General features: G+C 71.2%; 20 protein-coding genes. 16 read left to right on the forward strand and 4 right to left on the reverse strand.

Annotated elements, in window-relative coordinates; genetic code table 11:
• Positions 1-53: 53 nt before the first annotated feature.
• Positions 54-1,502, reverse strand: a complete 1,449-nt coding sequence (locus tag EOT10_RS26505) for an MFS transporter (RefSeq protein WP_223281210.1) — start codon at positions 1,500-1,502, stop codon at positions 54-56.
• A gap of 424 nt (positions 1,503-1,926) precedes the next feature.
• Between EOT10_RS26505 and EOT10_RS26510 the strand changes: the two genes are divergently transcribed.
• From EOT10_RS26510 to EOT10_RS26555, 10 genes are all read left to right on the forward strand, one after another.
• The gene (locus EOT10_RS26510; RefSeq protein WP_127830852.1) at positions 1,927-3,219 is read left to right on the forward strand and encodes a phenylacetate--CoA ligase family protein; all 1,293 of its coding nucleotides are present in this window, start codon (positions 1,927-1,929) and stop codon (positions 3,217-3,219) included.
• A gap of 125 nt (positions 3,220-3,344) precedes the next feature.
• Entirely contained in the window at positions 3,345-4,307 is a 963-nt protein-coding gene (locus tag EOT10_RS26515) for a PaaX family transcriptional regulator (protein ID WP_189492104.1), read from the forward strand.
• A 243-nt stretch (positions 4,308-4,550) separates the two neighbouring features.
• Positions 4,551-5,273 (forward strand): UGSC family (seleno)protein, encoded by a 723-nt coding sequence (locus EOT10_RS42650; protein ID WP_127830854.1) that lies wholly within the window; start codon positions 4,551-4,553, stop codon positions 5,271-5,273.
• A complete protein-coding gene (locus tag EOT10_RS26525; RefSeq protein WP_223281211.1) occupies positions 5,270-6,421 on the forward strand; it encodes a hypothetical protein in 1,152 nt (383 codons plus the stop codon). The genes EOT10_RS42650 and EOT10_RS26525 overlap by 4 nt, the downstream gene beginning before the upstream one ends.
• 1 nt (position 6,422) lies before the next feature.
• The gene (locus EOT10_RS26530; RefSeq protein WP_127830855.1) at positions 6,423-6,791 is read left to right on the forward strand and encodes a hypothetical protein; all 369 of its coding nucleotides are present in this window, start codon (positions 6,423-6,425) and stop codon (positions 6,789-6,791) included.
• Positions 6,788-7,615 carry an SDR family NAD(P)-dependent oxidoreductase gene (locus EOT10_RS26535; protein ID WP_223281212.1) on the forward strand — a complete coding sequence of 276 codons (828 nt, stop codon included), beginning with the start codon at positions 6,788-6,790 and terminating at the stop codon, positions 7,613-7,615. The genes EOT10_RS26530 and EOT10_RS26535 overlap by 4 nt, the downstream gene beginning before the upstream one ends.
• A 214-nt stretch (positions 7,616-7,829) precedes the next feature.
• A complete protein-coding gene (locus EOT10_RS26540) occupies positions 7,830-8,897 on the forward strand; it encodes an aromatic ring-hydroxylating oxygenase subunit alpha (RefSeq protein ID WP_127830856.1) in 1,068 nt (355 codons plus the stop codon).
• Positions 8,897-9,127, forward strand: coding sequence for a hypothetical protein (locus EOT10_RS26545; RefSeq protein WP_127830857.1), 231 nt, complete (start codon positions 8,897-8,899; stop codon positions 9,125-9,127). The genes EOT10_RS26540 and EOT10_RS26545 overlap by 1 nt, the downstream gene beginning before the upstream one ends.
• A gap of 57 nt (positions 9,128-9,184) precedes the next feature.
• Positions 9,185-10,153, forward strand: coding sequence for a PDR/VanB family oxidoreductase (locus EOT10_RS26550; RefSeq protein WP_127830858.1), 969 nt, complete (start codon positions 9,185-9,187; stop codon positions 10,151-10,153).
• Positions 10,154-10,441: 288 nt separating this feature from the next.
• Complete coding sequence (locus tag EOT10_RS26555) at positions 10,442-11,218, forward strand: IclR family transcriptional regulator (RefSeq protein ID WP_127830859.1); 777 nt, start codon at positions 10,442-10,444, stop codon at positions 11,216-11,218.
• Positions 11,219-11,466: 248 nt separating this feature from the next.
• Here EOT10_RS26555 and EOT10_RS26560 read toward each other — a convergent pair whose 3' ends face one another.
• Entirely contained in the window at positions 11,467-11,733 is a 267-nt protein-coding gene (locus tag EOT10_RS26560) for a helix-turn-helix domain-containing protein (RefSeq protein ID WP_223281229.1), read from the reverse strand.
• Between the two features lie 1,202 nt (positions 11,734-12,935).
• On the opposite strand from EOT10_RS26560, the gene EOT10_RS26570 reads away from it, so the two are divergent.
• The 6 genes from EOT10_RS26570 (at position 12,936) to EOT10_RS26595 (ending at position 18,766) form a co-directional block, all read left to right on the forward strand.
• A complete protein-coding gene (locus tag EOT10_RS26570) occupies positions 12,936-14,174 on the forward strand; it encodes an ABC transporter substrate-binding protein (protein WP_223281213.1) in 1,239 nt (412 codons plus the stop codon).
• Entirely contained in the window at positions 14,174-15,172 is a 999-nt protein-coding gene (locus tag EOT10_RS26575; protein ID WP_127830861.1) for a carbohydrate ABC transporter permease, read from the forward strand. The genes EOT10_RS26570 and EOT10_RS26575 overlap by 1 nt, the downstream gene beginning before the upstream one ends.
• Positions 15,169-16,005 carry a carbohydrate ABC transporter permease gene (locus tag EOT10_RS26580; RefSeq protein ID WP_127830862.1) on the forward strand — a complete coding sequence of 279 codons (837 nt, stop codon included), beginning with the start codon at positions 15,169-15,171 and terminating at the stop codon, positions 16,003-16,005. The genes EOT10_RS26575 and EOT10_RS26580 overlap by 4 nt, the downstream gene beginning before the upstream one ends.
• 95 nt (positions 16,006-16,100) lie before the next feature.
• Positions 16,101-16,856, forward strand: a complete 756-nt coding sequence (locus EOT10_RS26585; protein ID WP_127830863.1) for an SDR family NAD(P)-dependent oxidoreductase — start codon at positions 16,101-16,103, stop codon at positions 16,854-16,856.
• 51 nt (positions 16,857-16,907) lie between these two features.
• The gene (locus tag EOT10_RS26590) at positions 16,908-17,927 is read left to right on the forward strand and encodes an aldo/keto reductase (protein WP_127830864.1); all 1,020 of its coding nucleotides are present in this window, start codon (positions 16,908-16,910) and stop codon (positions 17,925-17,927) included.
• Positions 17,924-18,766, forward strand: coding sequence for an amidohydrolase family protein (locus EOT10_RS26595; protein WP_127830865.1), 843 nt, complete (start codon positions 17,924-17,926; stop codon positions 18,764-18,766). The genes EOT10_RS26590 and EOT10_RS26595 overlap by 4 nt, the downstream gene beginning before the upstream one ends.
• Before the next feature lie 71 nt (positions 18,767-18,837).
• On the opposite strand, the gene EOT10_RS26600 is transcribed toward EOT10_RS26595, so the two are convergent.
• Both EOT10_RS26600 and EOT10_RS26605 read right to left on the reverse strand, forming a co-directional pair.
• Entirely contained in the window at positions 18,838-19,167 is a 330-nt protein-coding gene (locus EOT10_RS26600; RefSeq protein ID WP_127830866.1) for an L-rhamnose mutarotase, read from the reverse strand.
• Positions 19,168-19,176: 9 nt separating this feature from the next.
• Complete coding sequence (locus EOT10_RS26605) at positions 19,177-20,220, reverse strand: enolase C-terminal domain-like protein (protein WP_127830867.1); 1,044 nt, start codon at positions 20,218-20,220, stop codon at positions 19,177-19,179.
• Positions 20,221-20,249: the final 29 nt, after the last annotated feature.

Consider the following 20,249-nt stretch of genomic DNA (forward strand, 5'->3'; position numbering starts at 1 on the left):
GCTCGGAAGGCTTCAGGTCCGGAAGGCCTCAGGCTCGGAAGGCTTCGGAAGGCTCAGGAGGATTCGGCGGCGGCCGTCGGCTTCTGGTCGGCCGGGGAGGTGCTGCGGGCGGCTGAGGGGTCGGCGCTGATCGCACTGAGTGCCCGCCCGGTGGTGGGGATGGCGAGGATGAAGACGATGAGCGCACCGAAGGCGTAGCCGGAGCCCAGCAGCAGCTGGGAGGTGCCCGGACCGACGGCTGCGATCACCGAGACCAGCACCAGCGACTGCATGATGCCGCCCACCTGCCCGAGGCCTCCGGCCAGCGAGGCGCCGGTGGTGCGGGCGTAGGTCGGGAAGATCTCGGCCGCGTAGTTGTACCCCGGCACGAAGATCAGGGGTGCGAAGCCGTGCAGCATGCCGGCCGCGATCAGGTAGGCGGGGAAGCTGCCGTGCCCGACCGCGATCACCACCGCGCTGGCCGTCGCGATCAGCAGACCCGTCACGATCAGCGTGCGCCGTTCGACCCTGTCGACGACCATCGGCATCAGCAGATAGCCGCAGATTCCCAGGACCTGCCCGACGCTCGTGATGCTCGTCACCGTGGTCAGCGACATGCCGTACTCGGAAAGGATGCTGGGCTGGAAGGTCAGCGTGGCGCGGACCGACCACTGCACACCGAACCAGAAGGCGGCCGCGACCAGCAGCCGCTGCAGATACGGAGGACGCAGCAATGCACGGATCGGGAAGCGCTCGGGGGCCTGCTCGGACGCCTCGACCACCGGCACGGTGAGGGTCTCTCCGGCCCGGCGCAGCCGCTCCTCCATCGCGTCGACGATCGCGGACGCCTCGGCCGTACGGCCCTTCAGGGCGAGCCAGCGCGCCGACTCGGGGAGGATGCGGCGGTGGGCGCCGATGAGGAGGACGAAGGCGAGCGCGCCGACGCCGTAGACCCAGCGCCATCCGTCGGCGCTCAGCGGGACCAGCCAGCCGGACAGCAGGGCCGCGCCCAGGCCGCCGACGCTGGAGGCCAGCACGGTGATGGAGACGTAGCGGCCGCGGCGCTTGGCGGGGGAGAACTCCTGGACGTACGAGGTGCAGACGGCCAGGCCGCCACCGGTGGCGAAACCGGAGAGGACGCGGAAGACCACGAGGGACGGCGCGTTCCAGGCGAGCGCGCACAGCAGCGCGGTGAGGCCGAGCGCCGCCATGCCGACGATGTAGGTGCGGCGGCGGCCGAGGACGTCGCCGAGGGTGCCGAAGAGGATGGCGCCCAGTGCGGTCGTGATGGCGTTGCCGGTGAGCATGACCGTCACCTCGGTGGTGCTCAGGTGGAAGTGGCCGGTCATGGCCGTGAGGGTGTAGCCCACGATGGTGACGTCGTAGATGTCGATGAAGTAGGCGAGCCCCAGGATCACGAACGCGACGCGGGCCAGGCCCCAGCGGGGCATTCGGTCGATGCGCGCGTTGACGAGGTCGACGAGCTCCGAACTGCCGCTGGAGCGGGCAGGGCTGATCGGCACGGGAGATGTCCCTTCTCACGCATGGACGGGTCGTGCTGCGAAAGGGTCGGCGCAGTACGGGGGTTGGGGCGCCGACGAGGACGAGAGCGGCTTGACGCAGCGGAGCGTGTGTCCTGCGCCACGCTTATGGAAGACGTTTTCTCTGACGGATGTCAATGAGCTCGTCATGCTTTTATGTTGACGGCTGTCATGAATGTGCATAGGTTCCCGGACGAGGAAGCGTCCGGGCGTTGAGCTGGAGAGAACGGTGACACGGCCGGGCGTTGAGCCGAAGGCAGCGCTGTGACCGCCGCCCGCTGCCTGTCCGACCGCGACTCCCGCCCCGCGACTCCGACCACAGCTCTCCAACCGGCCGACCGCGCGTGCCCCGGCATCCGTCCCGGGATCGGACCGCCCGCCCGCAGCGAGGAAGGACCTGCCGTCCATGACCGTCCCCGGCTTCATCCCCGAGTCCGCCGCCGACCGCACCGACGCGGCCCTGCGCGCCCAACTCGCCTACGTCACCGCCCACTCACCGTTCTACGCCCGCCTCTGGGAACGCCACGGCGCCGATCCCGCAGCCGTGCGCACCGCCGCCGACCTGACCCGGCTGCCCTTCACCGAGAAGCAGATGCTCCGCGACAGCCAGGCCGGAGCGCCGCCCCTCGGCCAGCACGCGGCCGCTCCCATGGCCGACGTCATCCGGCTGCACGCCTCCACCGGCACCACCGGGCGCCCCAGTTGGGTCGGCGTCACCCGCTCCGACGCCGAGGGCTGGACCGAGGCTGTCGCGCACGCCCTGCGCACCCAAGGGCTCACCCGCGACGACATCGTCATCCACGGTTCCGGGCTGACCCTCTTCGTCGGCGGCCTGCCCGTCCGCGACGCCGTCGAGCGGATCGGCGCCACCCTGATCCCGCTCGGTACCGGCGCCTCCGAGAAGGCGCTGCTCGCCCTCCAGTCGATGCACGTCACCGCGCTGCACTCCACCCCCTCGTACGCCCGTTATCTCGCCGACTACCTGCGCGAACGCGGCCACGACCCGCGGGCGTTCGGCCTGCGGAAGATCATCGTGGGCGGGGAGCCGGGAGGCGGCGAGCCGGCCTTCCGCGCCCAGGTCGAGGCGGACTGGGGCGCGGTCGTCACCGAGGGGCTCGGCAACGCCGACATGGCGCCGATCATCTTCGCCGAGTCGCCGGGCACCGGCGGGATGCGGCTGACCGCCCAGGACATCGTGCTCGTCGAGCTCATCGACCCCGACACCGGCGAGATCGTCCCCGCCGAGCCCGGCGCGAGCGGCGAACTCGTCTACACCTCCCTGAACCGCCAAAGCTGCCCGCTGGTCCGCTTCCGCACCCGCGACCGGGTCACCGTCACCGGCCGCGACACCGATGGCGCCCCGCTGATCCGCTGCGTCGGACGCACCGACGACATGCTCATCGTCCTCGGCGTCAACGTCTTCCCCTCCGCGGTACGCGACATCGTCCAGGCCCTCCACCCGCGCACCACCGGAGCCCTGCGGATGCTCCTCGACCACCCGGGACCGCGCGTCGAACCGCCGCTGCGGATCGAGGTGGAGCAGGGCACGCACGGCACGGACGCCACCCTCGCCGCCGAGGTGGAACAGCTGGTCAAGTCCCGTCTGACCGTGCCCACTTCAGTCCGGCTCGTCCCGCCCGGCTCCCTCGGGCGGTCCGAGATGAAGACCCGCCTCGTACACGTCGCCGACGGCAGTTGATTGTGTGGGGCCGGGAGCATCCGGGGCCGCTGACCGCGGGATCTGCATCAGAGAGCCCGCTGCCGCGCGGGCACCAGGAGCTCCGGGCCCGCCGACCGGACGAGGAGGACAGCTACGTTATGACCATGACCGAGACAGCCGACAGCGACGTTTTCGACACGGGTCCTGACGACGCGGCGGAGCCGGAGGTACCCCCGGACGACCTCTCGGGACGCGCCCGCGGCCCTCAGCGCCTGCTCATGATGCTGCTCGGCGACTACTGGTTCGACCGCCCCGAGGCGCTGCCGTCCGCCGCGCTGGTCGCCCTCCTCGCCGAGTTCGGGGTGAGTGAGGTCGGCGCGCGCGCCGCGCTGAGCCGGCAGTCCCGCCGCGGCCTCCTCGACGTCGAGAAGCGCGGCCGCCGCACGTACTACCGGCTCAGTGCCCGCTCCCTCGGCCACTTCACCGACACCGGCGGGCGCATCGCTGCCTTCGGCGCCGACGGCGCGCCGCGCACGTGGGACGGCCAGTGGTCGCTCGTCGCGTTCTCGGTGCCCGAACAGCAGCGCGCCGTCCGCCACACCCTGCGCGAACAACTCCGCTGGCTCGGCTACGCCCCCCTCTACGACGGCGTGTGGATCTCGCCGCACGCGCGCGAGGAGGAGGTGCGCGACGTCCTCTCCGAACTGGGCGTGGCCACCGCGACATTGTTCACCGGCACACCCTCCGCGCTCTCGCCGGCCGCGGGTGATCCGCTCTCGGCCTGGGACCTCGACGCGCAGGCCGCGGCCTTCGAGCGGTTCACCCGGCGGTGGGGCGTGTGGCGCAAGCGCGCCGAGGACGGCGGCGTCAGCCCCTCGGAAGCGCTGCGTGCCCGCACCGAACTCATCACCGAGTGGAGGGTGTTGATGACGCACGACCCGGCGCTGCCACCCCAGCTGCTGCCGCCGCACTGGCCGCTCGCGGCGGCCCGCGCCGTCTTCGTCGCGGTGTACGACGCGCTGGGACCGCTCGCCGAGTTCCGGGTGCGCCAGCTCATCGCGCTGCACGACGCGGAGCTCGCGGGGCTCGCGACGCACCACACCGTGGCGGACCTGGCGAAACTGTAGACCGCGCGCGTCCGACCCGCCCGTGCCGCGTGCCGGGCGGGTCGTCGGCATGCCCGCACGCGGCACGGGCGGCATGCCTGCATGTGGCACGGGCGGTCGGCCGAAGGCCCCGAACCACTGCCGCGTACCCCTTGACGCCGCCGATCAATTGGCGGTGAATTGATGCACGCTCGTCACAGCAAGTGTCGCTTATTGATGAGAAGTTGATCCGGCGAGCATCCCGCCCCGACCAGGGAGGTACTGGTGCCGAGCACCATCCTTGACCCCACCGGAGCCAGTTCCCCGGCCGCGCCCGACGACGGCCGACCCGCCCCGCGTTCGACGGCCGTCCGGCTGCGCGGGGCCCACATCGGACTGCTGGAGAACACCAAGCACAACGCGGCCCTCCTGCTGCAGGAACTCGGCGCCCTGCTGACCGCCGAGCACCACGCCGCCACCGTCGTGCCGTACACCAAGCGGAACTTCGCCGTGCCCCTGCCCGACGGCCTCCTCCACGAGCTCGCCGACGGCTGCGACGCCGTGATCACCGGCGTCGGCGACTGCGGCTCGTGCAGCGGCTCCGCCGTCGCCGACGGCATCCTCCTCGAACGCCACGGCGTGCCCACGGCCGTGATCTGCTCCGACGCGTTCACCGCCAGCGCGGACGCCATGGCCGAACTCATCGGGGACGGCGACTTCCCGTACCTGACCACCTCTCATCCCGTGGCCTCCCTCACCCCCGACCAGGTGCGGGAGCGCGCCCGGCAGCTCCTGCCGGCGATCGTGGCCCGGCTGACCGGGGCCGCCCGCGACGCGGTGACCGACACTCAAGGGGGCGTCGGCACCGGCGAGGGCACCACCGCCGCTGCTGGCACCGGTACCGACGAGGGCGCCGCAGCCACCGCCGCCACAGGAACCGGCACCGGCACCGGCCAGGACACCGCAGCCACCCCGGCCCACGCCGCCGCGACCGGAGGCGCCCGGTGAACCGCACCCCCCACCCTCCCGGTACTCCACACACCCCCGGCACCTCCCGCACTCCCCGCATCGAGGTCTCCTTCGACGCCGACCACGCCCAACAGGCCGTCGAATACGGCTACGCGCGCGAGTGGTCCGACGGGCTGCCGCTCGTCCCCGTCACCCCCGCCCTCGTCGACCGCTTCCTTGCCACGACGCCCCGCGACCCGGCCGAGGTCATCGGCCGCATGGAGCATCTCGGCCGGGCCTGCACCGTCGAACTCGCCGCCGTCAACGCGGCCATGGCCGGCTGCGAACCCGCCCACTTCCCGGTCGTCCTCGCCGCCTGGGACGCGCTCATGCTCGAGCGGGCCGCGCGCGGCGGGGCCTGGCAGTCCACCTCGGGTCCCTCCCCGCTGATCGTCGTCAACGGCCCCATCCGCAAGGAGCTCGGCTTCAACTCCACCGGCGGCGCCCTCGGCCCCGGTTTCCGTGCCAACGCCACCGTCGCCCGCGCCCTCGGCCTCATGGTCCGCAACGCCTTCGGGCTGCGCCCCCACGGACTCGAGCAGTCCACCCAGGGCGTCCCGGGCCGCTGGACCCTGTGCGTCGGCGAGAACGAGGAGGACAGCCCCTGGGAGCCGCTCGCCGCGAGCACCGGCCTCGGAGTCGGCACCCCCGACGCCGTCACCGCCACCCTCCTGCGCACCTGCGCCTACGTCGACAACCGGCACACCGCCGACCCCGAACAGGTCCTGTGGGACCTCGCCGACGCCATGTCCGCCACCGGCTCGATCATCTTCCGGCACACCGCCTGCGCCCTCATTCTCGGCCCCGACCACGCCCGCATGCTCGCGGACGCCGGGTACGGCCGCCGCGACGTGCAGCGGTGGCTGTACGAGCACGCCGGGCGCACCGTCGCCGACCTGCGCCGCGCCGGCAAGGACGGGGTCGGCGAGGACAACGGCGTGCGGTACGCCACCGGAACCGCCCCCGACGCCCCCGGCGGCGAGGAGTTCGTACGGTTCCTGCCCTCGCCCGAGTCGATCCCCGTCCTCGTGGCGGGCGCCCACGGGGCCGCCATGTCCATGGTCGGCCGGGTCTTCGGCGCCTGGTCGGGCAGCGCCGTCCCCGTCGTCCGCAGCGAACCGGACCCGAATCACCTCGAGGAGGCCTGACATGCTCGACACCGACGCGCTGGCGCAGGTCCGCCGCACCCTGGAGGCCGACGGCTTCCACCTCGACGCCCGCAAGGACGGCGACCGGCTGCACGTCACCGTCACCGCCGACGCCGGGACCTGCGGCGACTGCCTCGTCCCCAAGGACGTCCTACGGCAGATCCTGCAGCGGGCCCTCGGCATCCCCGCGGAGTCCGTCGACGTGACGTATCCGAACGACAGCCTCGGCTCGAACGTCACCCTCGGCCCGAGCGACACCCCCGGCTCGAACGACCCGCTCGGTCCGGACGACACCCTTGACTCAAACGACATCCCCGGCCCGGACGACACCTTCGGCCGGACCGACACACATGAGGAGACCGCCAGGTGACCGCCGACTTCGACGCCCCGGACGACCCGATCGCCGCCGCAGACCCCGCCGGCGACGGCCAGTGGCTGCGCGGCCGCGGCGCCCTCGTCACCGGGGCCGGACTCACCGGACCCGAGGGCGGCGTCGGCCATGCGATCGCCCGTGTCTTCGCCCGGCACGGGGCCGCCGTCGCCGTCCTGGACCGCGACCCGGAAGCCGCCGACCGCACCGTCGAGGCGATCGGGAAGGACGGCGGCGAGGCCTTCCGCGTCGACGCCGACGCCACCCGCGACGAGGACTGCCGACGCGCCGTCACCGCCTGCGCCCAGCGCTTCGGCGGACACCTGGACGTCCTGGTCAACAACGTGGCCTCCGGCGAACGGTCCGGTCTCTTCGAGGTCGGCACGGACGACTGGGACCACCTCATGGACGTCAACCTCAAGAGCGCCTGGCTGATGACCCGGCACGCGGAGCCGGTGATGGGGAAGGGGTCCGCGATCGTCAACATCTCCTCCGTGGGTGCCCAGAGGCCCGGCCCCGGCATGGTCTACAGCGTCGCCAAGGCCGGCCTGGAGAACCTCACCAAGGGCGTGGCGAGCACGCTCGGCCCGCGCGGTATTCGCGTCAACTGCGTGCAGATCGGGGCAATCTGGTCGTCGATGGCGGCCCGCAACATCCCCGCCGAGGCCCGTGAGGCCCGCCGCCGCGCCATCGTCCTCGGCACGGAGGGGACGCCCTGGGACCCGGCGTACGCGGCCCTGTTCCTGGCCAGCGACAAGGCACGCTGGATCTCCGGGCACATCCTCACCGTCGAGGGCGGCGGCATGGGCCGCCCGCCCCGCTGAACGGGGCCCGCCTCGGCCTTCCGCTCAACGGAAGGCGCCCTGTTCGCAGGCCCGTGTCCGCAGCACTCTGGAAACCGTCGGCGTTCCACCCCCGGCCCCTCGGGGCAACCGGCATCCGAAACCCGTAAACCCGCAATCCGAAACCCATCACCCCCAGTCCCCAGTCCGCAATCCGTCGATGCGTCGGGCCCACCCGAACGCAAGGGAGTTGACGATGACGACGACGTCATTCGCGCGCAACCAGTGGTACGTGGCCGCCTACGGCAGCGAGATCGGGCGGGAGCTGTTCAGCCGCACCGTCTGCGGCGAGTCGATCCTTTTCTGGCGCACCGAGGCGGGCGAGGTCACCGCTATGGCGGACCGCTGCGTACACCGCCGTTTCCCGCTCTCCGAGAACCCGAGCCGGCTGGACGGCGACACGGTCGTCTGCGGCTACCACGGCTTCACCTACGGCGCCGACGGCGTGTGCGTGAGCGTGCCCGGCCAGAAGCGCGTGCCCCGCACCGCCCGGCTCACCTCCTACCCCGTCAAGGAGCAGGACTCCTTCGTGTGGGTGTGGATCGGCGAGAAGGACAAGGCCGACGAGGCCCTGATCCCCCGCGCCCCCTGGCTGGACTCGCCCGACTACACCACCGTCCGCGGCATGGAACCGCTCGCGGCCCGCTACGGGCTCCTCGTCGACAACCTGCTCGACCTGTCCCACGAGACGTACCTGCACGGGGGCTACATCGGGACCCCCGAGGTCGCCGAGACCCCCATCACCACCGAGGCCGACGAGAAGGCGGGCGTCGTGTACGTCAGCCGGCACATGGACGACGCGGCCTGCCCGCCGTTCTACGCCAGGTCCACCGGCGTCACCGGCCGCATCACGCGCTGGCAGGACATCGAGTACCACGCCCCCTGCCTGTACCTCCTGCACTCGCGCATCGCCCCTGTCGGCGCACCCGGCCCCCGCGCGGACGGCAGCGACCCGGACGCCTTCCACGTCGAGGTCGTCTACGCCATCACCCCCGAAACCGAGCACAGCACCCACGACTTCTGGGCCGTGGCCCGCGACTTCGCCCTGGACGACCAGGAGGTCTCCGACTTCCTGTACGACAGCAACCGCACCGTCGTCCTCCAGGACGTCGTCGCCCTGAACAAGCTGGAGCAGGTCATCGCCTCCGAGCCGGACGGGACGCAGGAGCTCAGCATCAACATCGACACCGGTGGGCTGGCCGCCCGCCGCATCCTCAAGCGGCTCGTCGAGGCCGGCGCGGCCGAGTCCGTGGCGGCCGTCTGATGGGCCCGCAGCCCACGACGATGCTCGACGGGGACACGGTCCACCGGATCGTGTGGATTCCCGGCACGGACCGGCTGCGCGGCTGGTGCTGGTGCGGCGAGTCCCGGGAGTCCGAGGACCCGGTGGAGCTGTGGGAGTGGCTGCTCGCCCATCCCGACGGGCACCCGGGCCGGGGGACCGCCCCCGCCCCGGGTCCCGCGCCCCGCCCCCGCCACCTCGTCGGCGCCTGACCGCGCGTACTCGCGTACTTGCGCACCTGGCGTACTTGCGTACTCAAGGACCCTCTGATGACCACAAGCACCACCGCACCCCAGGCCGAACTCGACCTCGTCGTGGCCCGCCGCACCGACGAGGCCGACGGTGTGGTCTCCCTCGACCTGCGCCGGGCCGACGACGCCCCCCTGCCCGCCTGGACACCCGGCGCACACATCGACCTGCTGCTCGCCCCGGATCTCGTACGGCAGTACTCGCTGTGCTCCTCGCCGGAGGACGCCCACGTGTGGCGCGTCGCCGTCCTGCGGGAGAACGACGGGCGCGGAGGCTCCCTCCACGTGCACGACAAGCTGGCCGAGGGCGACCCGGTCCAAGTGCGCGGCCCGCGCAACCACTTCCCCCTGGAGCGCGCCGAACGGTACCTCTTCATCGCCGGCGGCATCGGCATCACCCCGATCGTCCCGATGCTGAAGCAGGCCGAACGGCAGGGATCCGCGTGGGAGTTGGTGTACGGAGGGCGGACCCTCGCGTCGATGGCCTTCCGCGACGCCCTCGTCACGCGGTACGGGGAGCGGGTGAGGGTCCGGCCCGAGGACGCGTACGGGCTCCTCGACCTCGACGCGCTCCTGGGGACGCCGCGGCCCGGCACGCTCGTCTACTGCTGCGGTCCGGAACCGCTCCTCAAGGCCGTCGAGGAGCGGTGCGCCGACTGGCCGCCCGGCACCCTCCACGTCGAGCGGTTCGCGCCGAAGGAGCTTCAGGCGCCCGTGCGGGACGGCGCGTTCGAGGTCGAGCTGGCGCAGACCGGCATCACGGTGACAGTCCCGCCGGACAAGTCCGTGCTGCAGGCGGTCGAGGAGGCCGGGGTGCAGGTCCTCTCCTCCTGCCAGGAGGGCACGTGCGGCACCTGTGAGACGGCCGTGCTCGAGGGCACGGTCGACCATCGCGACTCCCTCCTCACCCCCGCCGAACAGGAGACGCACGACACGATGATGATCTGCGTCTCCAGGGCTGCGTGCCCCAGGCTCGTCCTGGATCTCTGACGGCCGCGCGAGGGCCGGCGTGACGGAGCGGTGCTGGCCTGGCGTGACGCGCCGGTTCGACAGCCGACGGCTGGGGACCGGCGACGGCTTCAGGGATCAGGGATCAGGGATCAGGCAGCGACGGTGCCCAGGACCCCGCCGCGCTGATCGACCGGGCCTTCGCCGCGATTGCCCCGGCACCGGGTACTGCTCACCAGAGCATTGACGACCGTCAGGGATCTGCCTAATTTTTCGGTGACGTGCCCGAGTCCGCAGTGGAGCGGCCGGTGCCCGGACGAGGAGGTCCGTATGCAGCGCCGAGCCCCGACCGACAGCTGCTCGGTGACGGCCAGGGCCCTGCAGGTGTTGGAAGCCTTCACCCCGGAGCGGCCCGTGCTGCGGCTCGCCGACATCTCCCGCCACACCGGACTGCCCCTCACCACCGCCCACCGGCTGGTGAGGGAACTGGCCGGCTGGGGCGCGCTCGAACGCGAGCCGAGCGGCGGTTACCGCATCGGCCTGCGGCTGTGGGAGATCGCCTCCCTCGCCCCGCGCGGCCTCGGCCTGCGCGAGGCCGCACTGCCGTATCTCTCCGACCTCGGGCACATCACCCGCGAGAACGTGCAGCTCGCCGTCCGCGAGGACCTGTCCGTCGTCTACGTGGAGCGCCTAGCAGGCCGGGACGCGGTCAAAGTCCTTACCCGCGTCGGCGGGCGGTTCGACCTCGCACCCACCGGCGTCGGCCTCGTCCTCCTCGCCCATGCACCCCGGGAGGTCCAGGAACAGGTGCTGTCCCGGCCGTTCGTCCGGCACACGGAGAAAACCCTGTGCACCTCGGACGAGGTACGCCGCGTCCTCGCCGAGGTGCGCCGCACCGGAGTCGCCACCAGCGACCGGCAGGTGACGATGGACGCCGTGTCGATCGCGGCCCCGGTGTACGGGCCGGACAACACCGTCGTCGCGGCCGTCTCGGTCGTTGCCCACGCCGACGCCGTGACCCCGCATGCCCTCGCTCCGCTGGTGCAGGTCGCGGCACGCGGGATCTCACGGTCCCTCGGGGCACGGCTCAGGTCCTCGGTCGCCTGACCGACGCATGGCGGGCCAGGGCGACGGCGACCCGCCCAGCAAGCTGGGCAACAACCCCGGCCAGGGAGAACAATGAGAGGCAGTGACATCGTTCAGCATGGAAACAGCCCGGCTGCGGCTGCGCCCGTACACCGTCGAGACGGCCGAGCAGGTGGCTGACGGGACGCCGGGGCGATGCGCCTGGAGCCCCGGGATATCCGCGGGCGGACGATCGTCGCGTGGCGGAAGCTGAGGTCCCCCGTGGACGGTCAGCAGAGGTCGGCGTTGTCCCGCAGCCGTTTCAGCATGAGCGCGAGGTGCAGCCGAAACCGGCCGGCCGGGGAGCCGACCTCGAAGCCGAGGACGGCTTCGGCCCGGGTCAGCCGCGCCGGCATGGTGCTGTGGTGGCGGTGCAACAGGGCCGCGGCCTTGCGGGCCGAACCGGTCGCGCACAGCGCGTCGAGCGCGGAGAGGGTGTCTTCGCCGTGGTGGCTCCGTGGCGAGCGGGTCGAGGGCGCGGACGTCGGCCCGGGCAGGCGCTGTCCCGGGCGTCGTGTCGGCCGCGTCGCCGTCCGCGCGCAGCGACAGGCCCCGACCGGGCGCGTGCACGCCGACCTGGCAGCCGGCGAGGTCGGCCGTGCTGCGCACCAGTACGTCCATGCCCACCCGCCCGGTGATCAGGCGGTCGACTCCCCGGGGTGGTGGCGCGGGAGAAGCGCAGGGTGGTGTTGAGGGTCATGCCGAGCATGGACGGTGGCGTGCTTGGCGCGGGTGCGTTCGGCGAACCGGTGGCCTGTCAGCCAGGGCGACGGCTCAGTCGGCTCCGCTTCTTCCTGTGGTTTCTCCGGCGGCGTCGGAGTGGGGCGCAAGCAGCCGCGGTGTTGGTAGACGCATTTCTCGGCAGCTTCTCCCAGGTTGTGCCCGAGGTGCCATCGGTCCGTGACCTGGAGGGCCTGCGGGGCTCCGCGGGTGGCGCCTTCGGCGAAGAAGGGGGCGCGGTCACGGCAGATGACCTCGATGCCGGGCCGCTCGGCGAGCCAGGCCGCGAGCGGAGCGACTTTCGATGAAGTGCGTGCCGACCGATCAAGGCCCGTGAACCGCTCCGGGCGAAGGGACCGCGCGGGGTGCCATGCGGGCGAGCGACGAACGATGCCGCTGGATAGTTCGCATTCTTCTGCGGACAGGGGGGAGGAGCCGCTTACGTCTCGTGGATCCACTGCCGCAGCGCAAGTGCGACCTAGCGTGCAGGGAGCCGGAAGGCCCGTCAAGGGCTTAGTTGGCATCTATTTCGCTGCTGGGCATGCTGCGCAGATCGGCGGCCCTGCGGCCAGGTGCGCGCAACGACACGCCGTCGGCCTCGTTTCCCGTGCAGGGCAAGTGTGGGAGTCCCGGGAGGCTGCACCAGATGTATCGGATGTATCGGATCCATTGAGCTCGGGAATGGGTGATGGCTCTGCTTTATCTCTTGACATGGGTGCACGCGGACTTCGATACTCAGTGCGCGCTGGAGGACGAACGCCCAGACGAAGCGGTGGTCCTCAAGATGAGCCGGACTCTGAGAAGAGTCTGAACCATGTGACAGATTCGGCGGACGGCTGGCAGCGGGACTCCCCCTCTCGTCTTGGTACGACAAGACAGCTACTCAGCACCGCCCCGCGACATTGACGGGTAGGGGAAGTAGCGCATGACACGCAATCCGATACTCACGAGAACCGCCGCCCTCGCAGGTGCTCTGCTCTTGGCGGGGTGCACGGCCGGCGGCTCCGGTACGAGTGCGTCCAAGGGCGACAAGGTCACCCTGACCTTTCTCACCTTCGAAACGCCGAACCTCGACGCGAAGTACTGGGACGCGGCGATCGCCCGCGCCTCGGCGAAGGTGCCCGGCGTCAAGATCAAGAAGCTGGTGTCACCCAGCGCCGACCGCACCGGATACGCGAAGCAGCTCGACAGCACCGGCCAGTTCCCGGACGTCATGATCGGCCTGAACCCGGCCGGATTCGCCGAGGCGGGCAAGCTGGCGCCCTGGACGGACAAGGAACTCGCCACCTACGGCGACCCGCACGCCAACCCGTACGGCGGCAAGGTCTACCAGTTGCCGTATGCCGCGCAGACGACGCTCGTCTACTACAACAAGAAGGACTTCGCCGCGGCCGGGATCGACACCCCGCCCCGCACCTACCGTGAACTGGTCGACGACAGCGTCAAGTTGAAGAAGAAGGGCATCAACCCCTTCGTCGTCGGCGGTGGCGGCAAGGACTCCTGGGCCGACATGTTCCCGCTGATCTGCACGGTGGCCACCGACGTCTACAAGAAGACGCCCGACTGGCTGTCCCAACGCGCCGACGGCAAGGTCAAGTTCACCGACAAGGCCTTCGTGACCGCCGCCCAGAAGGTCGCAGGCCTCGCCGGCAAGGGCTATATCGACCGGGCGGGCCTGTCCCGTTCCTACGCCGACACGGAGCAGGCGTTCCGTGACGGCATGGGTGCGATGTACCCGATGGGGAGCTGGTTCTCCGCCTCGGCCGACACGAAGAAGCCGAGTTTCGACACGGGCGTGTTCGCCTGGCCCACCGACCAGGGATCCCCGGCGCTGCCCAGCGTCCTCGGCGGCGGCATGACGGTCAGCTCCAAGGCGCCCGACGTGCCGCTGGCCAAGAAGTGGGCGAAGGCGTTCATGGAGGACCAGAAGAACCTGGACGCCTCCGTCAAGGCCGACGGGCTCATCATCGACATCAAGGGCTACACCCCGCCGACCACCATGGGGCCCGTCTACAAAGAGACGTTGAAGGCATACCGGCAGGCCCAGAAGGACGACGGAATCGTCAACTCCTTCTCCCAGGAGACCGGTGACGGCTCCCTGCCGCCGGGCGTCGCCGACAAGGCGGCCATCGGCATGCAGAAACTCCTCAGCGGCGGCATGACGGCCAAGGAGTTCGGCGTCTACATGGATGAGCAGTGGGACAAGGCCACCCGGTGATGCGCGTGGGTACCCCACATCGACCGGAGGCCCCGTCTGCCACGCCCGTGAAGCAAAGCGCCGCGGGGGAGCGAGGCCGGGACACGCACGCGAAGCGGATCGCTCCGACGCCGCGCCGCGCGCGCACGAAAGGAGGGCTGAGCCGCTTCGCCGTCTTCGCGGCTCCCGGACTGGTGGTCTACCTGGCCCTGGTGCTGGTGCCGATCGCGATGACGACCGGCTACAGCCTCACCAACAGAAACCCGTTCAACCCGCCGACCCGGTGGGTGGGTCTGGACAACCTGACAGGGCTGTTCTCCGACGACGAGTTCCTCAAAGCGCTCCAGAACACCGTCGTCATCACCGTGATCGTGACGCTCGTGACCAACGCGGGCGGGCTCGCGATCGCCCTGCTCCTCGACCGGCGTGGCTGGCTGTACAACGCGCTGCGCAGCGTGTTCTTCGTGCCGGTCGTGCTCAGCGCCGTGGTGGTCAGCGTCATCTGGCAGTCGATCCTCGTCGACGACGGCCTGCTCAACTCCATGCTGCGGGACCTGGGCGTGCACCATCCACCGGGCTGGCTCTCCGACCCGGGCCTCGCCCTTTACACGGTCTCCTGGGTCATCGCCTGGCAGGGGCTCGGCTTCTGCGTGGTGATCTATCTGGCCGGACTCCAGGGAATCCCGCAGGAGTTGTACGAGGCGGCGGCCATCGACGGCTGCGGGCCGCTCATGCGGTTCCGCAAGGTCACCTGGCCGATGCTGGCGCCCGCCGTCACGATCAACACGGTCATGTCGCTGATCGGCGGCTTCAAGGCCTACGACCAGATCCAGGTCCTGACCAACGGCGGCCCGGGTCCCGGCACCACATCCACCCTTGCCTTCCAGGTGGTGCAGACCGCGTTCAACGGCAACCACGTCGGCTACGCCTCCGCGATGGCCGTGGTGATGCTGGTCCTGGTCGCGGCCGTCTCCGTCGTCGCGCTCGGGCTGCTGCAGAAGCGCGAGGTGACGTCGTGAACCGTCCCCATCAGGCCCGAACCTGGCTCCGTCCGGCCGGCGCGCTGCTCGCCGGCATCCTCTTCTTCCTGCCGATCTACGTCGTCCTGGTCAACGTGTTCAAGGACGGTTCGTCGATCGTGTCGGACCCGCTCGGTCTGCCGAGCCCGCCCACCCTGGACAACCTCCAGAGCGTACTGTCACGCCCGGACCACCTCTTCTGGTACGGGCTGATCAACAGCACCGAGGTCACGGTGATCTCCATCCTGATCATCACCGCGATCTCCGCCATGCTCGGCCACTATCTGGCCCGCACGACCGGCATCGTCTCCAAGGCCGCCATGGTCGTGCTGCTGTGCGGGCTCATGGTGCCGCCCGCCGTCATCCTCACCCCGATCACCGAAGTGCTACGGGCCCTCGGGCTGATGAGCAGTGTGCCCGGCCTTGTGCTGGCGTACATCGGCTACTACATGCCGTTCGGAGTGTTCGTCTTCGCCGGCTTCGCCAAGACGATCCCGCGGGAACTCGAAGAGGCCGCGGCGATCGACGGCGCCGGAGCGTTCCGCGCGTTCTGGCAGGTGGTCTTCCCGCTCATGCGCCCCGCGTCGGCCAGCGTGCTGATCTTCCTCGGCGTGTGGATCTGGAACGACTTCCTCAACCCGCTGATCATCCTGGGGCCGGCCGACGGCACCACGGTGACGGCCGGCATCTATCGCGCCATCGGCGAGCACCAGGCCGACTACGGCTCCGTCTTCGCCCTGATGTTCCTGGCGACGCTGCCCATCCTGATCTTCTACCTGGCCTTCCAGAAGCAGTTCGTCAAGGGCCTCACCGGCGGGGCGACGAAGGGCTGAGCGGGCCGGCGCGGGGCGGGGGGGACCAGTGACGTCCCCTGCCCCGCGCCGACCTGGTCCGACAGCACATCCGCACAGCAGCGTGAAGGAAGACCATGACGGAACTTGCGGGCCTGCGGGCCATCGTCACCGGCGGTGCCTCCGGGATAGGCCTGGCCACCGCCGAACTGCTGGCCGGGCGCGGCGCCACCGTGGCCGTGCTCGACCTCACCCCCGGCGACGTACCGGCGCCCTTGATCGGCTTCACGGCCGACGTGGGCGACGACACCGGCGTGCGACGGGCCGTCGACGCGGCCGCCGCGGCGCTGGGCGGCCTGGACATCCTCGTCAACAACGCCGGGGTCGGGGCGGCGGGCACCGTCGAGGACAACACCGACGAGCAGTGGCACCAGGTGCTCGACATCAACGTGCTCGGCGTCGTCCGCACCACCCGGGCCGCGCTCCCGCACCTCCGCCGCTCGGCACACGCCGCGATCGTCAACACCTGCTCGATCGCGGCGACCGCGGGGCTGCCCCGACGGGCGCTGTACTCGGCCAGCAAGGGCGCCGTGTACGCGCTGACCCTGGCCATGGCCGCCGACCACATGGACGAGGGCATCCGCGTCACCTGCGTCACCCCCGGCACCGTGGACACACCGTGGGTGACCCGGCTCCTCGACCGCTCTCCCGACGCCACGGCCGAGCTGGCCGCCCTCAACGCCCGCCAACCGCACGGCCGACTGGTCACCGCGCAGGAGGTCGCCGCCGCGATCGCCTACCTCGCCGGCCCGCTGGCGGGATCGACGACCGGCACCGCGCTGGCCGTCGACGGCGGGATGGCCGGCCTGCGACTCCGGCCCGCCGCGGGCTGACCTCGATCCACTTCGTTCCGTGCCCCTTCCATGAGAGGCATCCCTCACCCCATGCACTCCCCAACACCTGGGCGCACCACAGCCATTGACGGTCTGTCACTTGGCACTGCCGCCCTGGGCAACCTGTTCCACGCGATCAGCGACGAGGACGCGGCCGCCACCGTCGAGGCCGCCTGGGCCTGCGGTATCCGCGCCTTCGACACCGCCCCGCACTACGGCCTCGGCCTGTCCGAACGCCGGCTTGGAGACGCACTGCGCAGCCGGCCGCGTGCCCAGTACACGCTCTCCACCAAAGTCGGCCGCAGGCTGCGCCGACGTACGGGACCACTACCCGGGGACGACCTGGCGAACGGCTTCGCCGTCCCCGCCACCCACGAACGGGTGTGGGACTTCAGCGCCGGCGGCGTACGCCGCAGCGTCGAGGAGAGCCTTGCCCGACTCGGTCTCGACCGTGTCGACACCGTCTACCTGCACGACCCGGACGGCCACGTGCGTGCGGCCTTCGACCATGCCTACCCCGAGCTGGAGCGAATGCGGGCGGAGGGCATGGTCGGCGCGATCGGTGTCGGCATGAATCAGACCGAGATGCCGGCACGGTTCGTCCGTGACACCGACATCGACGTGGTCCTGCTCGCCGGCCGCTACTCCCTGCTCGACCAGAGCGCTCTGGCCGTACTGCTGCCGCAGGCGGCGCGACGCGGGGTGTCCGTACTGATCGGCGGGGTGTTCAACTCGGGCCTCCTGGCCGATCCCCGGCCGGGTGCCCACTTCGACTACGCACCCGCGGCACCGCAGGTTCTGGAGCGGGCCCTCGAACTGCGCGCCGTGTGCGCCGAGTTCGACGTCCCGCTGCGGGCCGCGGCCCTGCAGTTCCCGTACGGGCATCCGGCGGTCGCGGGTGTTCTGCTCGGGGCACGCCGCGCCGCCGAGGTGGCGGACGCGGCCGCGATGCTCCGCCACCCCGTTCCCTCGGCGATGTGGCGGGCGCTGCGTTCCCGAGGCCTGCTGCAGCCGGACGTGCCGGTACCGGTCCGAGGCATCCGCCGGCACATGGAAGGGAAGCTCTCATGACCACCATCGACGCCCACCAGCACGTCTGGGATCTGTCGGTCCGCGACCAGGACTGGATCACCGGCCCCGAACTCGCGCCACTGCGACGCGACTTCACCCTCGACGACCTGCGCCCGCAGGCCGCGGCCGCCGACGTCGACGCCACCGTGCTGGTGCAGACGATCTGCGTTCCCGAGGAGACTCCCGAGTTCCTGGCGCTGGCCGCGCGCGACCCCTTGGTGGCCGGCGTCGTCGGCTGGACCGACCTCACCTCGCCCGCGGTCGCCGACGCCCTGGCGGAACTGCGCGCGCAGCCCGGCGGTGACCACCTCGTCGGCATCCGCCACCAGGTCCAGGGGGAGGCGGACCCGGACTGGCTGCTCCGCCCCGACATGGGCCGCGGCCTGTCCGCCGTCGCATCCGCCGGCCTCGCCTACGACCTCGTCCTGCGCCCCGAACAGCTGCCGTCGGCGGTCGTGGCGGCCCGCGCCAGGCCCCAACTCACCTTCGTTCTCGACCACTTGGGCAAGCCGCCGGTGCGCCCGCGCCGACCGGACACCTGGGCCGCGGAGCTGCGTACCCTGGCCCGGCTCCCCAACACCGTGGCCAAGCTCTCGGGGCTGTTCACCGAGGCCGACCGGTACGCCTGGAGCCCCGACCGGCTGCGGCCGTTCGTGGCGGTCGCGCTGGAGGCCTTCGGCCCGGAGCGGCTCATGTTCGGCTCGGACTGGCCGGTGTGCACGCTGGCGGGCGAGTACGCGCAGGTGGTGTCCGCCAGCCGCGAGCTCGTGGCGGACCTGTCGCAGGACGAGCGGACGGCGGTGTTCGGCGGCACGGCTGCGCGGGTGTACGGCGTGTGACCCGAAGCGGGCAGGCAATGGGAGGGGGCGGACGCAGATGCGTCCGCCCCCTCCCATTGCCTGCCGCGTTGTCATTCAAGGTGGAAGACCTCTTCGGCCGGTGCCCACAGCTCCCCGTCGCCGACGCTGTCCAGCGGCTGCTGACAGGGCTCGGTACGGGCCCACCAGTCCCGGGTGACCGGGCACTCGGCGATGCGCGCGCTGTCTGCCGCGAAGTCCTCACCGGCGTACTCGAGGTAGCTGAAGAGCAGCCCGTCACGCAGGAAGATCGAGTAGTTGCCGATGTGGGCGCGCTTGAGGGTCGCGAGAACCTCGGGCCAGGCGGCCGCGTGCAGGGCGCGGTACTCGGCCTCCAGGTCCGCTCGAAGCCGTACGACCGAGGCGTAGCGCTGCACCGTCATGGTGAGCGGTCACCAGCCCTGCTGGTCGAAGCCGATGCCCGGGGCCGTCGGAGCCTTCACCAGCCCGTCGGAACCCACCGCCGGCTCGCGCTGCACAGGGTTGGTGTACACGAGGGACTCGTAGTAGGTGGTGTTGGGTATCGCCATGCACAGATGGGCGTTGACCACTCCGCTGCCGTGCACCTCGGCCCGCAGGTTGTAGCTGTCGGCCAGGTGCGCGATGCGCAGGGCTCCAGTGATCCCGCCCTTGAGCTGCGCGCTGGTGCGGACCCGGCCCGCCGCGCCCGCCATGATGAAGTCGCCGGTGTTGAAATGCGCGCCGTCGGAGGTCTCCGCGACCAGCAGCGGAACGTCGACCTGTTCGGCCAGCCACCGGTGGGCGGTCACGCTGAACTCGCGCATCGGCTCCTCGTACCACAGGTAGTCCGCCTCGGACAGCGCGCGGCCGAGGTACACCGAGTCCGCGAGGTCGAACCCGGCCGAGCCGTCGTACATCAGCGGGACGTCGTCACCTACGTGGGCCCGCAGCTTCTGGCACAGCTCCGCGTCCGCCCGCGCGTCACCCCAGGCGTGCAACTTGATGGCGGGGTAGCCCAACTCCAGGCACTGGTCAGCCACATCGAGGTACTCCTCCACGCTGCCGAAGGTGACCGTGCTCGCGTACGCGGGAATGGCCTCGCGATACGGGCCCAGCAGACGGTGCACCGGCATGCCGGCCGCCTTGCCCGCCAGGTCCCACAGCGCCACGTCGACCAGGCCGAGGGCGTAGAGGGGAAGCTCCTCGATCCGGTCGAGTTCCCACAGGCGGTGCCACAGCAGCTCGCGCATCAGCGGGTCGCGGCCGGTCAGGTCGCCACGTATGCGACGGTCCACCAGGTCGACGACGATGAGCCCGCGCCTCGTGTGCGCCTCGCCGACCAGGCCTTCGTCCGTGTGGATCCGCAGGATCCCGCCCACCACGGCCGGCTCCGAACCGGGCAGCCCGGCCCGCCACCGGAATGGCGGCTGAGCGGGCAGATCGACCAGTTCCACAGTCACGTCGGTGATTCGCATGGGTGTCCTTCAAGTGTGGTGGTGTGGGG

The sequence above is a fragment of the Streptomyces antnestii genome (genome assembly GCF_004005495.1).
In the GTDB taxonomy this organism is placed as follows: Bacteria; Actinomycetota; Actinomycetes; order Streptomycetales; family Streptomycetaceae; genus Streptomyces; species Streptomyces antnestii.